10 protein-coding genes and 2 pseudogenes are annotated in these 12,270 nt (G+C 68.3%); 8 read left to right on the forward strand and 4 right to left on the reverse strand.

Annotated features, from left to right (window positions below; all coding sequences use genetic code 11):
• Positions 1 to 66: 66 nt before the first annotated feature.
• The 4 genes and pseudogenes from SALPAC6_RS0111085 to SALPAC6_RS0111100 form a co-directional block, all read right to left on the reverse strand.
• The gene (locus SALPAC6_RS0111085) at positions 67 to 3,969 is read right to left on the reverse strand and encodes a hypothetical protein (protein WP_018253482.1); all 3,903 of its coding nucleotides are present in this window, start codon (positions 3,967 to 3,969) and stop codon (positions 67 to 69) included.
• Positions 3,970 to 4,070: 101 nt separating this feature from the next.
• Positions 4,071 to 5,414 (reverse strand): annotated as a pseudogene (locus tag SALPAC6_RS25755) (hypothetical protein); the annotation flags it as partial.
• Between the two features lie 201 nt (positions 5,415 to 5,615).
• Positions 5,616 to 5,810, reverse strand: coding sequence for a DUF397 domain-containing protein (locus SALPAC6_RS26900; protein WP_026189553.1), 195 nt, complete (start codon positions 5,808 to 5,810; stop codon positions 5,616 to 5,618).
• A complete protein-coding gene (locus tag SALPAC6_RS0111100) occupies positions 5,807 to 6,646 on the reverse strand; it encodes a helix-turn-helix domain-containing protein (RefSeq protein WP_018253485.1) in 840 nt (279 codons plus the stop codon). The genes SALPAC6_RS26900 and SALPAC6_RS0111100 overlap by 4 nt, the downstream gene beginning before the upstream one ends.
• Positions 6,647 to 7,160: 514 nt before the next feature.
• Here SALPAC6_RS0111100 and SALPAC6_RS25760 point away from each other — a divergent pair.
• From SALPAC6_RS25760 to SALPAC6_RS0111140, 8 genes and pseudogenes are all read left to right on the forward strand, one after another.
• On the forward strand, positions 7,161 to 7,463 hold the full coding sequence (locus SALPAC6_RS25760; RefSeq protein WP_018253486.1) for a hypothetical protein: 303 nt from the start codon (positions 7,161 to 7,163) through the stop codon (positions 7,461 to 7,463).
• A 72-nt stretch (positions 7,464 to 7,535) separates the two neighbouring features.
• A complete protein-coding gene (tgmA, locus tag SALPAC6_RS0111110) occupies positions 7,536 to 7,760 on the forward strand; it encodes a putative ATP-grasp-modified RiPP (RefSeq protein WP_018253487.1) in 225 nt (74 codons plus the stop codon).
• A gap of 8 nt (positions 7,761 to 7,768) precedes the next feature.
• Positions 7,769 to 8,707: an ATP-grasp ribosomal peptide maturase gene (tgmB, locus tag SALPAC6_RS0111115; RefSeq protein ID WP_018253488.1), complete on the forward strand. Its 939-nt coding sequence runs from the start codon at positions 7,769 to 7,771 to the stop codon at positions 8,705 to 8,707.
• Entirely contained in the window at positions 8,700 to 9,845 is a 1,146-nt protein-coding gene (gene tgmC / locus SALPAC6_RS0111120) for an ATP-grasp peptide maturase system methyltransferase (protein WP_050563441.1), read from the forward strand. The genes tgmB and tgmC overlap by 8 nt, the downstream gene beginning before the upstream one ends.
• 249 nt (positions 9,846 to 10,094) lie before the next feature.
• Complete coding sequence (locus SALPAC6_RS0111125; RefSeq protein ID WP_018253490.1) at positions 10,095 to 10,502, forward strand: hypothetical protein; 408 nt, start codon at positions 10,095 to 10,097, stop codon at positions 10,500 to 10,502.
• Positions 10,503 to 10,884 (forward strand): annotated as a pseudogene (locus SALPAC6_RS30975) (hypothetical protein); the annotation flags it as partial. It lies immediately after the preceding gene.
• Positions 10,841 to 11,263: a hypothetical protein gene (locus SALPAC6_RS0111135; RefSeq protein ID WP_018253492.1), complete on the forward strand. Its 423-nt coding sequence runs from the start codon at positions 10,841 to 10,843 to the stop codon at positions 11,261 to 11,263. The pseudogene SALPAC6_RS30975 and the gene SALPAC6_RS0111135, both read left to right, overlap by 44 nt.
• Before the next feature lie 124 nt (positions 11,264 to 11,387).
• Complete coding sequence (locus SALPAC6_RS0111140; protein ID WP_109746654.1) at positions 11,388 to 12,266, forward strand: hypothetical protein; 879 nt, start codon at positions 11,388 to 11,390, stop codon at positions 12,264 to 12,266.
• Positions 12,267 to 12,270 lie beyond the last annotated feature (4 nt).

Here is a 12,270-nt window from a genome sequence, read left to right on the forward strand (position 1 = left end):
CCCGCGGTCGGTCAGCCGCGCCCCCGGTGTCGCCCCATTCGGCTGCGGTGTGGTGGCCCAGACACATCAGCGGATCTCCCAGGTGACGATGACCCGACGGCCGGCACCGACCTCGCTCGCGATCTCGGCGGCGACCTTGTCCCAGCCGGCCGAGTCGGTCACCTCGCGGGTGTGCTGCGCCACCGCGACAGGGCCATCGGCCGTCCGGTCGATAGCGCCACCGGTCGGCGGCGGGCCGGCGGTCTGGGCAGGCACGCCGCCGGTCGTCGTGCCGTTGGTGACACCGCTGGTCGTTGTGCCGTCGGCGGTGCCGTCGATGGCCCGACCGGTGTGCTTGCCGGCTGGGTTGACGCCTTCGTCGTCCGGCCGCGGTCCGGGCTGTGCCGGCACCGGTCCGGTAGGCCGACCGGCGGGCGTCCCGCCATCAGCCGAACCGCCGTCGGGGCGGGCTGACGGCCCGGCGGCCAACAGTGCGGCGGAGGCGGTGACGGCCGCCCCAAGGGCGTCGACGAGGCCCTGCCCGTGCTGGTCACGCCGGGCGGCATCCTGCAGCTCTTCGATAATCGCTCGGGCCTGCTGGTCGTGGGCGGCCCGGGCCGAGATGGCCTGGAGTACCGGCCACTGGTGCTGCTGGACCAACGCACCGCTGACCTTCTCGGCCTGGCTGAGTACCGCCCCGACTGCCTGGTCATCGATATCGCCCAGGTCGGCCTGGGCCATCGTCTCGACCAGCACCACGTCGTCGCGCTCCCTGGCCAGGTCGGCGACGAGCCGGGCCGCCCGACGTGCGGTCGCCAGGCGGCCGGTTGACGCCGCGACGTCCAGGCCGAGCACGTCGGCGTGCACGGTAAGCGCCTTGACCAACTCCCCCGCCGCCTTCTGCCGGCTCGCCGCGGACGTACGTAGCGTGCCGGCGAGCTCGCCCAAGTTGGCCGGGGTATGCCAGACGGGCAACACGCCACCGAAGATCGCCGAGCCACGGCGGACTGCCTCGGCCCACGCCTGCTCATCGGGCATCGGCGGGTGCCGCAGTTCCAGATCGTCTCGCACCGCGGCGAGGTTGGCCACATCGATCTTGACCTCGTGCTGGTACCAGGCGAGTTGCTGGTCCAGCCCGAACACCATGATGATCAGATTCTGCAGGTCGCGATCGAAGCCAAACGCGGCGGGCTCGTCGATGAGCCGGCGCAACACGCCCACTGGGAAGCGGTCGGTGTAGCCCTCGTTGGCAGCAGCCTGGAGTAGCTGCTGGCTCCACCGGCAGGTGGAGGTGGTGAGCACGTACCGGCCGTCGTGGTACTCGCCAAGGCGCAGGGTGTTGCAGATCCGGCGCAGCGTGCGCTGGTCGGCCGGGTTGGCGACGGTGACGCCGCGGGTGGGGTCGGCGGCGGCCCGCCGGACGTACTCCAGGACCTTGGCCAGCTCGCCGCGGGTGACCGGCTTCTCATCGTCGGGCATCGCCGGTTGGCCCGGATAGGACCAGGCGAGGAGTTCCCCGGTGAGGTTGCGGAAGGCTTCCGCGAGGGTGCCCCCGCGCGGGTCACCGACGTACAGCCCCTCGGTGAGGGTGTGGAACACGCCGACGGCGTCGTCCTGTACGTCCGACCCGTGCGAGGCCACCGACCCGTAGCTTTGCATGAGCGCACTGAGCAGCGTGCCGCGCAGCTGGGTCTGGCGCTGCTGAAGGTAGACCTTGCCCTGCTGCCGGTCGGCGAGGGACCAGTCCGCGGCGAGGGAGTTGAGCCGGTCGCCCGTGCCGGTGCCGAGCAGATAGTTGATTTTGGCCAGCTGACCAACCTTGCCCATCAGCTCGTCGGTCAGGAAGTACGGCAGCCAGAACACCGTGCGGGAGCCGCGTTCCAGGCTCTCGATTCGGGCCCGGTCGGCGCTGCGCTGGTATTCCGGCAGGTCGAACGGGTAGTCGATGACGATCCGCCACGCCTCGCCGGTGCCGATCAGCGCGGCGGCCGGCATGGTGTCGGGGTCGCGGATGTTGCCGAACTTGACCTGGATGGTGTGCGTCCGGCCCCGCCACGGACGCGGGACCAGCAGCTCACCGAGTTGTCCGCCGGCCCCGGTGATACCCATTTCGGCGGTGACCAGGTCACGGATGAGTTGCTGCCGCACCCCGGTGGTGGTGGTCTCCTCCTCGGGCACCAGGTCGAGCAGCTTGTCGTAGTCGACGGTGTGCAGCTTGAGGCTGATCACCGGGTCGGGGGTCTTGGTGAGGTGCAGCTCGCCCGCGCTGTCGGCGACCCGGTTCAGGCGGTTGAGCACGATCTGCCGCTCGTAGCCGGGGATCGGGGAGGCGATCGAACCGAAGTTGAGCGCGTGCAGCTTGGCGGCGGTGAGGTTGTGCAGGGCCGGCACGTCGGGCACCAGCGCGCCGAGCAGCACCGTCTTGATCAGCTTGTCGTCGAGCTGGAACTGCTGGTGCCCGGCGGCCTGTTGCTCGGTGGTGCCGTTGAGGTCGAGCAGGATCGGCCGCAGCTTCTGCCGGTAGAGGGTGCGGGCGGACTGGAAGAGCTGCTTGAGCTTGGGCCGGTCCGGCAGTTCGCCGTGCAGGACGAGCGGGTCGAAGAGCGCGGCGACGCCGATCAGGTCGTTGACCTTGAGGGTGTCGCGGCGCTCCACGAGCAGCTCGGTCATCACCTTCAGCGCGGTGCGTTCCCGCTGCAACGCCTGGGAGAGCGCGACCAGGGTGGCGACCAGGGCGGGCGAGAACGGGTAGAGCTTGCGGAAGGCAGCGGCGTCGGAGCCGATGCCGGCGTCGCCGTACTGGGCACCGAGCAGCAGCGCGTCCCACACCTCCCGGTTTCCCTTCACGGCACCGAACGCCCTGTCGATCACCGCCTGTCCCTCGTCGGTAAGCGGCTTGAGTAGTCGCTTTTCGGTGATCTCCGGCAGGTTGGTGTCGGCGAGGGCGACCTCGCCGAACCGGCCCTGCACGCTGCGCATGACATGCGCGAGCGCCTCCCGCTCGGTGCCGCCGACCTGCGGGCCGAGGAAGTCCTCCAGGTTGCGCTGCCGGGCGACGAACGAGATCAGTGGCAGCGGGCGGGTGGCGTCTGCCGACTCGACCAGCTTGTTGAGCTTGGCACCCTCGGTGTTGACGAAGACGTGGTCGCTGATCTTCGTGGAGAGCCAGAGGATCAACTCGTCGAGAAAGAGCACCAGCGCGTCGTACCCGAGCGACTTGGCGTGCCGGGTGATCACCGCGAGTCCGGTGTCCAGGTCGAGGTATTCCCCGCTGCGGACCGCCCCGGTGTAGAAGGTGCTGGTCAGCGCGCTGACCAGCCGGTCCCGGCCGGAAGTGCCCGGCGGTGCCGCCGCCGCGGCGGCGTAGCTGTCCGGGGTCCAGCCGGCGGCCTGGGTGACCAGCACGGCGAGCCCAGCGCCCTCGGCCGCGGGCGCGCCGCCGTCAGCCGCGGGCGTCCCGCCGCCGTCGCGCAAGGTGGCGAAGAAGGCGTCGTCGCCCAGCTGTTCCCGCAGCCGCGCGGCGTCGTTGAGCAGCGCATCCGACCGGTGCACGGCGGGGACGGGCGCCGCCGGGTGCAGTGCGGTGATCTGGTTGAGGTAGCCCTCCAGGACGGCCTGCTCGACCGAGCGGGCGTCGAGCATGTGAAAGGTGAGCGGGAGCAGCTTTCGGTCGCGCAGCCACGGGTCAGCGGCCAGCACCGGCTCGGCCAGACCGCGCACCTGGCGGGCCTCCGGGTTGTGCTGGAGGATCTCCCGCAGCACCGCCATGAAGTGTGACTTGCCGGAGCCGAACGAGCCGTGCAGGAACACCGCCTGGGAGCGGCCGGTGGTGACGGCGTGGCCGATCCGGCGCAGTGCCTCAACGAAATTCTCCCGCAGCTGGTCGGTCACGACGTACCGGCGCAGGTCGGCACCCTCCGCGGCGCGGACGACGAAGTCACCGTCCCCGACCGAGGTCGGAATATCGATCACGTCCCGTAACAGGGTCATCCTCGCTCCTCGCACCGCCGCCTGACCGTGCCGCCGGCGTCACCGGCGACCCGACGATCCTAAGCCGTCCCGTCACCCTGAGCCGCGATCGACTCCTTCCGCTATTCCCCGTTGGGAAACCGCAGGGCAGAAACCGCCTCGTCAAGGGTGGCGGCTTGGGCGAGCGACCGGACGTGCTCCCCCTCAGCCAGCCAGAGCCGGCAACCCGCCCGGTCGAACGACACCAGCACCGGCTGCCCGGCGTAGTGCCGACCGACCCGCCGCAGCAGCGCGGTCGGGTCCGCCACCGGGGGCGACGGTGCCGCCTGCGGCGCGGGCACCGGCCGCTCCGGCTCCCGGGGAACGGCGGCGAGCAGGTGGCTGTCGAGGTACTCGACGCACCGGGCCACGGCCAGTTCGACGCTGGCGCAGAACGGAGATTCCGCCCCGAGCGGCGCGTCCCGGGCGGCGAGGCGGAGATCCCACCGCTCCCCCTGGACCTTGGTCGGGTCGCCCGAGTCAAGGCGGTGGTCACAGTAGGTCAGCACGGCGGCGAGGTCGAGTGCGTGGGCGAGCCGCAGCAGGTCGGTCAGCGGCGGTGCGTCGGGCGCGGCGGCCAGCACGAACAGCCGGGCTCCGGGCAACCCGGTGCCGACCCGCTCGACGTACTGGCGGGCCGGCTCGACGACGGGGTCGTAGCCCGTCACCGTGCCGTTGAGCAGGTCCTGGCCGACCGGCAGGTCCTCGTCAAGGCGGCTGAGGTCGGCCGGGCGTACCCCGAAGGCGGCGGCGTGGCAGGGCAGCCGCCAGTACGGGCCTAGCTGGTGCACGGGTGTGCCGTTGGGTTGGTAGCCGACCACCGGGGCCGACTCCCCCGGGACGGGACGCCACGCCTCGTGGCGCACCCGGCGCAGGTCGGTCACGGTCACCGTCAGCGCCGCCGGGATCCGACCGCCGTCGCGGCAGGTGAAGCAGGCCAGACCCGACGGGGCGAAGCCGGCCCCGGAGCAGCGCGAGCACTGCGGGTCGGGGCCGGGCGCACCGATTCGGCAGTGGCAACGGCGCAGCCGGGTGCCGGGCCGACAGTCCGGGCAGGGCCGGTGCTCGACCGGCTCGCCCCACCAGGCCGGGTCGGGCGGCTCCACGGCTCTGCGTACCAGCTGCCGCACGTACCGGACGATCTGGCCGGTGTCGCGTTCGTGCAGCTTCTCGACGCTGCCGGCGGGCCGCAACGGGGTGTGCCACCAGCGCCCGTCGCGCCAGACCGCCTGGGCTCCGGGTGCGTTGTCGGCCAGGTCCGCGAGGACGGCCCGGCCGAGCCGGTCAAGGTCCACCCTCGACGGTACGCCGGCAGCTCGCACTGGACGCACGGTGTGGGCGGGCGCCTCGCGCCCCCGCATGTCAAGCCCACGCAGCGCCTCCCGGAACGTCGTCGCGGCGACCGCCAAGGGCAGGTCCCGGGCCCTGCACGGGACGGCATCCCAGACCTTCGTTCAGAGGCGACCGTCCCGTGCAGGGCTTCCGCGTGCCGAGCACTGGGGCGTCCGGGAGCCGCGCTCTGTGGGTTAGGGATTGACCACGGCGGGTGGCGGCCCCCCAAAACGCACGCAGCGACCCCCACATAGCGGGAGTCGCCGTTCGTCCAGAGCTGCTGCTGGCCAGCTATCTCACAGGTTGAACCGTCCTGCCTTCACGGACGACGTGAAGGCAGCAAACGCGTTGTGGTCGAACCCGAGGACCGGCCCGCTCGGGTCCTTGGAGTCACGCATCTCCACCCGGCCGCCTCTGTCTCGAAGTTCGACGCAGTTTCCATTGCTATCCGAGCGGCTGGATTTGCGCCACTCCGGCCCCAACGTAATCATTTGAACTCCCCTGCCGCTTTCCTGATGAGATCGATTGATCGATCCTTGCTGAGCGCATCTTGCTGTATCCGAACGAAGGTGTCTCTGTAGTAGGAGATCTCGCTTTCAGGGTAGATGTTGCCAGCCATGGTTTCGAGGTAGATGACATCGCCCTCCCCCTCGAAGCTCAGGACCACGAACGGGCTGGTTCCAGCGTAGGCACCCTCGGAGAAGGGAACCACCTGGAAATCAACGTTCGGACGACCGGCCACGTCGGCGACATGCAGCAGTTGCTGACGCATGACATCGACGCCTCCCACGTTGCGGCGAATCACCGCCTCATCGATCACGACGGAGATGACCGGCGGGTCATCGCGATCAAGGATGCGCTGACGCTCCGCGCGCACCTGCACACGCGCCTCGATCCGGTCGGCGGTCAGGCGCACCGGACCCGATGCGAGCCTTGCCTGGGCATACGCCGACGTTTGCAGGAGCCCCGGGATAATCATTGGCTCAAACGTGCGGATCTCGGATGCAGTTGCCTCGAACTGGATCAGTGCCGCGTACTCCGGCGGGATGAGGTTGTCCCGACGATACCTATGCCACCAACCGCGCCGACCCGCCTCGCCAGCGATCTCCAGCAGTTCTGCCGAGATCTGCTCGTCAGCGTCGTACGCACCAAGAAGGGCCTTGATCACCTTCACCGTTGCGGCAACTTGCGCACGCTCGATCCGGCTGACGTAGGGAGCAGAGACACCGGCAGCCTCGGACGCCTGTTCCAAGGTCATCTCGGCGCTATCGCGCAGTCTGCGGAGCGCCATGCCAAGCCGGCGCCTGCGCACGGTGGGGACAGCCATAGCGAGCATCCTGCCACCCACGCCCCCGGGGTGGATGGTTGACCCCGCATCATGGACAAATTTCAAGGAAATTTGCCCCGCAACTTGTCAGGCAACTTGCCTGAGTGCAGACTACGGGTGTTGCTGCTGTGACGGGAGCGGAAGTCGAAAGCATGGCCATCGGCCCCAAAACCGTCGGAAGTGCCAGCAATGATCAACAGCGCCCGGAGGGGGTTGGTCAACATGTTTGGTGCAGTGCTTGCCGCGTTGCTGGTCGGATTCCTCGCGGGGCTGTGGTCGCTCAAGGTTAAGAGCCGATGGTGTCCGCGTTGCGGGGCCACGACAGGGGATCTTTCCGGGCCGCGAGCTGGAAACGCCCGATGACGCTCAAGCGAAAGGCTCCCCGCTGCTACGTGACGTCGGGCTCCGTAGCGGCGGGCGATACGGGACGGGCGTGCCAGGCGGCACCGCTCGTGAGGTCCCCACGCGGGACCGTGCGGCACGCCCGTCCCCCATTCGACACAAAGGCGCGACGATGACGACGACCTACCATGGCGGAACGCGGATCGACCAGGCACAGGGGAGCCTGGACCTACACGCAGTGTCCAGCGGCGATGGGCTGTGCATCGAGTGCAAAGTACTCGGCCCGTGCGACGAGTACGAGACGGCGACCACGGTGTTCGCCCTCTCGACGCGGCTGCCGCGTCGGCGGCCGGGGGCGACACGGCCGGAGTTGATGGGCGCGAAGCGAGTCGACTTCAACTGGTTCGGCGCGAGCGGGCCAAGGAAGGCCGACACAATAAGCGTCCACTCTGCGGAACACCAAACAAGGGATTGAATGGGGAGGACCACAACGGCGTGTTTCCGACCCACTTTCCATAGTCTCACTCCTACGAGGAAGGGAAAGGCAATGGCGGTAGCAGCGTTCGGGGCACGGCAGGCGGTTGACGTCGTGCCAGCGCCGGTAGACTTCTCCACCATTTCATTCGATGCGGACCGACAGATCAGCGTGGTCACCGAGGGCGGGGTGAGTGTTCCGGCGCTGAGGCACTCTACCGGCGCCACGTCCACGAACACGGCAAACCGAGACAATGAGGGCGGAGCGGACACCGACTCCGACCGGACCGAGGACTGAGGCAGCCCGTGGGCGGGCAAACGGTCGTGGTGTTCACCGGCCAGTTCGACGTGACGGCTGATGCGGTGATTGTCGAGTTGGAGCGTCGAGGGACTCCGGTGTTCCGGTGTGATCCTGGCGCGTTCCCGTCCACGGTGGCGCTGGGTGCCCAGTTCAGCGGAAGCTGGACTGGGCACCTTCGCACCGGCCGGCGAGCGGTGGACGTAGCCGATGTGGCCTGCGCGTGGTGGCGGCGCCCCACACCCATTGAGGTGCCGGCCGAGGTGCCGCACAGCGGTTGGGTACGCGCGGAGGCAGTGGCCGGATTGCGCGGCATCCTGGCGGTGTTGCCCTGGCTGAACAATCCGGACGACATCCGCGCGGCCGAGCACAAGCCGCTACAGCTGGCGACGGCCGCACAAGTCGGGATGAGAGTCCCGACCACGCTGGTGACCAATGACCCGGGCGAAGCACGGGCGTTCGCAGAGACGCACGGCCCGATCATCTACAAATCGATGACCACCGGCATTCTCGACGGCGACCAGGTGATCTACGCCCGTCCGGTCGACCCGGCGACCCTCGATAGCGGGGTGGCAGTCACGGCCCACATGTTTCAACAAAAGATCACCAAAGCATACGAGTTGCGCGTGTCGGTCGTAGACGGGAATTTTTTCACGGCGCGCATCGATGCACTGACGGATAAGGGTCGTGCCGACTGGCGCGCGGACTACCGCAATCTACGGTACAGCGTCGAAACGCTGCCGGACGACGTAGCGGACAAGGTTCGCCGCTTCCTGAAGCTGCGCCGTCTGCGTTTCGCGGCGCTGGACTTCATCGTAACCCCCGAGGGAGAGCACGTGTTTTTGGAGGCAAACCCGAACGGGCAATGGGCCTGGATAGAAGATCAAACCGGACTGCCGATTGCCGCTGCTATCGCAGATGCGCTGGAAGGCGTCACACATGACTGAAGAACTGTCCGACTACATCGCCCAGTTTCTGGCCGGGTTAGAAGCGGACGGCCACCTATCCGATCCACTATGGAAACAAGCATTTGGCGCGGTGCCGCGTCACGTGTTCCTACCGTCGTTCTTCCTGTCGCTGCCCGACGGGCGTTGGCAGGCGATCGACACGACCCACCCTGCCTATTGGCGCATGGTGTACTCCAACACCACCTTGACCACTCAACTCGACGGGGCGGTCGGCCCGGACCCGGACGATGGCACGCTCTCCGGCACCCCCACGTCCAGTTCAACACAGCCGGGACTCATGGCGTTGATGCTGGACGCGTTGCGCCTATCCGGCGGGGAGCTGGTATTGGAGATCGGCACCGGGACCGGCTACAACGCCGCGTTGCTGGCACACCGTGTCGGGGCACCGAATGTCACCAGCGTCGAAGTGGACCCAGGGGTTGCGAAGCTGGCCCGGCAACGACTCTCATCGCTCGGTGACTGGCCGAGCGTGGTCACGACCGACGGAGGTCGGGGCTGGCGGGACAACGGCCCCTACGATCGGCTCATCGCGACGGTGTCCGTGCCGACGGTGCCACCCGCATGGCTCGAACAAGTCCGCGACGGCGGGGTGATTGTGGCCAGCCTGTGGCGTGACCTGGGCGGCGGTCCGCTGGTGCGGCTGGAGGTCAACGGCGGCAGCGCACAAGGGTTCTTCCTGTCTGAGGCGGGCAGCTTCATGCCGGTCCGTACATGCCTACAGGTGCCGACGCCGCTATCTACCGCGCTCACACAAACCGGGAGCCGCCGGCAAACCCGGCATTCCAGCACCGTGCTCCACCATCCTGACGCGGGGCTGTGGCTGGCGTTGCGGGTCCAAAGTGCGAACTGGCTCGGGTTCACTCCGGATGGCGGCAACGAACAGATGTGGCTATTCGCCCCGGATGGCTCCTGGGCAGTGGTCGACGACACCGCAGGACAGGTGGAGCAGTTCGGACCACGTGAGCTGTGGGACGAAGTCGAGGCTGTGTACGACCGGTGGCGCGAGATGGGCACCCCAACGCGCGACCGCCTCGGGCTGACCGTCACCAACGCCGGGGGTCACCGGATCTGGCTGGACAGTCCGGATGCGGTTGTCTGGAACGAAATCGTCGCGTAGCCCCCGGGTAACATCGACGCACCGTCAGCAAAGGCCCGGCTCGCAGCGAGCCGGGCCTTTTGCTATCAGCTACCGCGGACGCCCTCGCACAAGAGCCCAAAGCCCGCTACACCGGCAGATCGACCACATCTGGAGCACTCAGTCGCCTCGGTAATCATGGCGGCCGGAGCGGTGGCCGTCGGTCTCAAGGGGCTGTGGAAATGACCAAGAAGCATCGGGAGAGGAAGCGTCGTGACGATTAGTCCTGACATGGTCGCCTACATTCGCACGATGGTGAAAGGCGAGCACACCGAGAACGACCGCATCGAAGCCCGCCTCGATGACCAGGGCTGGGAAGGCTTCGGCACGCTACTCGGCGCGGTCTTCTACTTCGCGGTGAACCGTCGCTTCCCGCACGGCGCCAGCCAGGACGAGGTGATCCGGTTCGTCAGCGAGATGCGAAGCACGACGACAGGTGGACCCGAAACCGATGCAGCAAGCGCGGAGAGGTTGATCAACGCCGCCCTCGATCCAGGCATTGACACGGACATCGACCCGAAGGTGGCCGGGCGGGTCCAGGGCCTGACCATCCTGCACACGCTCGGCGCTGGCGCCATTTCGGACGAAAAGTTGGACGACCTTTTGGCGGAGGGATCAGCCCTGGCCAGCCGGGTCTAGCTCGTCACCGACAGTCAGCGACGGGATGTCACTCGCGCGAACGTGGGCGGCTTCCTCAACCGGCAGGTGCGCAAGGCCGACGAGTTGCAGGAGCAGACGACAAACGCGACCCAGGCGGTCCAGCAGTCGATCAAGATTCTCCGGAACCCGAACGGCCCGCGCGGCACCCAGTCCACCAGCACAGGTACCCCGACCGCAGCCACCATCGTCACGGCCGAAGATTGATGCTGCGGAGGCTGCCGGAAACCTGGTCGTGGTCGGGCTGCTGGCCGGCGTTGCAGCACACAGGACCGCAGCGGTGATCCGTAATCGGGTAGCAAGCTTGAGGAGACGACGACGTGACGACACTGGGCGATCTGATCCGGGCACTGGCCGGCGCTGACTGGGACCGCGCCGACACCCTGGTGGAGGAGCTTGACCGGGCCAACTGGGAGGGCGGTCTCCAGGTTGTCGGGGCCGCCTTCGCCGTAGCGGTCAACCACCGCTTCGGTCCCGACACCACGCCAGCCGACGTGGCACGGTACGTCTCGTCTGCACGAGCCAACTACCGCGACGGCGACACCCTGCCCGCGCTGGAGATGGAGGGGCTGATCCGCGCTGCTCTCGGTGAACCCGAGCTGGCCGACCACATCGCCCCAGACGTCGCGCTCGGCGTTGAGGTGTTCATCCTGGGCCAGCTTCTGCAGGAGGCACACCTGACGCCGGAGCAGCTTGACGTGTTCGTCGCCGAGTCCGAACGGACTGCCGCCGAGTACCGGTAGCAGCGCAGACATCAGCCTTAGCCAGCCGGAACGGCCCTTCACTGGTGATGTGCGCAGCACTTATCCGCACGTCACCCGATCGGGTGACACTCGACGGTTGGTATCTGCGTGAACACCGGTATCGATCGATTTCCTGTCCCGGGTACTCCCGGGTGCGCCAGCGGCCTTGCTGGACGTGGGCGGTGCGACCGGGGTATACGCCGGTCCGCTGGCGCAGACCCTTTCGGTCGTGCAGACGCGTGGCGGCCTTGACGTTCGATCTGGGCGACACCACGATGGCGCGGTGGATTCGCACGAGTTGAAGGCGCGGGCGCAGGCTCTCCGTTCCGCCGGCAAGACACCCAAGCAGATCGCCCGGGACCTCGGTGTCACCCGCGCGGTGGCCACCCGGCTGGTCCGCGGCGTCGAGGTCGTTCGGCCGGGACGGGCCCACCCGTCGGAGCTACCGCTGGTCGGGTGTTGGATCAGTCGGCAGTGGAGCAACGGGCTCGGCATCGCCGACCGCCCGGCCGACTGGGTGGACGACGAGGAACTGCCACCGATGGCGATGGGTGCGGGGCTGGTCAGTGTGGCCGTCGCCCGTGTCGACGGCGATACGGTGACCACCTGCGGCTTCCTGGTCGACACCTACTGCCTCGGCGTCAAGAACGCCCTGCCACCGACCACCTCGGGCCCTAACGAGCTGCCGTATTTCGTGGGCGACTTCTTCGCCGCGTACGACCAGGGGCCGGTCGAGGCCCCGATCGACCTGGCCCGGCACCTGGTCTTCGGAGCGGTCGACTACGCTCGCGCGCTCGGCTTCGACCCGCACCGTGACTTCTACAGCGCCGCGCCGCTGCTCGGCACCTGGGAGCCGCCGAGCCAGATCACGTTCGGCCTGAACGGAAAGCCCTACTTCCAGCAGGGGCCGCACGACAAACCCGACCGAATCCTGCGCACCCTCGACCGGTCGGTCGGCCCCGGCAACTACCACGTCACCGTGGTGACGGAGCTGCACGCCTGACAGG

Source organism: Salinispora mooreana (assembly GCF_000379065.1).
GTDB classification, from domain to species: domain Bacteria; phylum Actinomycetota; class Actinomycetes; order Mycobacteriales; family Micromonosporaceae; genus Micromonospora; species Micromonospora mooreana.

Coding starts and splice junctions, on each gene's coding strand:
- SALPAC6_RS0111125 (WP_018253490.1), top strand. CDS start 10,095: ATGGTCGCCTACATTCGCACGATGGTGAAAGGCGAGCACACCGAGAAC.
- SALPAC6_RS0111085 (WP_018253482.1), bottom strand. CDS start 3,969: ATGACCCTGTTACGGGACGTGATCGATATTCCGACCTCGGTCGGGGAC.
- SALPAC6_RS26900 (WP_026189553.1), bottom strand. CDS start 5,810: ATGATTACGTTGGGGCCGGAGTGGCGCAAATCCAGCCGCTCGGATAGC.
- tgmC (WP_050563441.1), top strand. CDS start 8,700: ATGACTGAAGAACTGTCCGACTACATCGCCCAGTTTCTGGCCGGGTTA.
- tgmA (WP_018253487.1), top strand. CDS start 7,536: ATGGCGGTAGCAGCGTTCGGGGCACGGCAGGCGGTTGACGTCGTGCCA.
- SALPAC6_RS25760 (WP_018253486.1), top strand. CDS start 7,161: ATGACGACGACCTACCATGGCGGAACGCGGATCGACCAGGCACAGGGG.
- SALPAC6_RS0111100 (WP_018253485.1), bottom strand. CDS start 6,646: ATGGCTGTCCCCACCGTGCGCAGGCGCCGGCTTGGCATGGCGCTCCGC.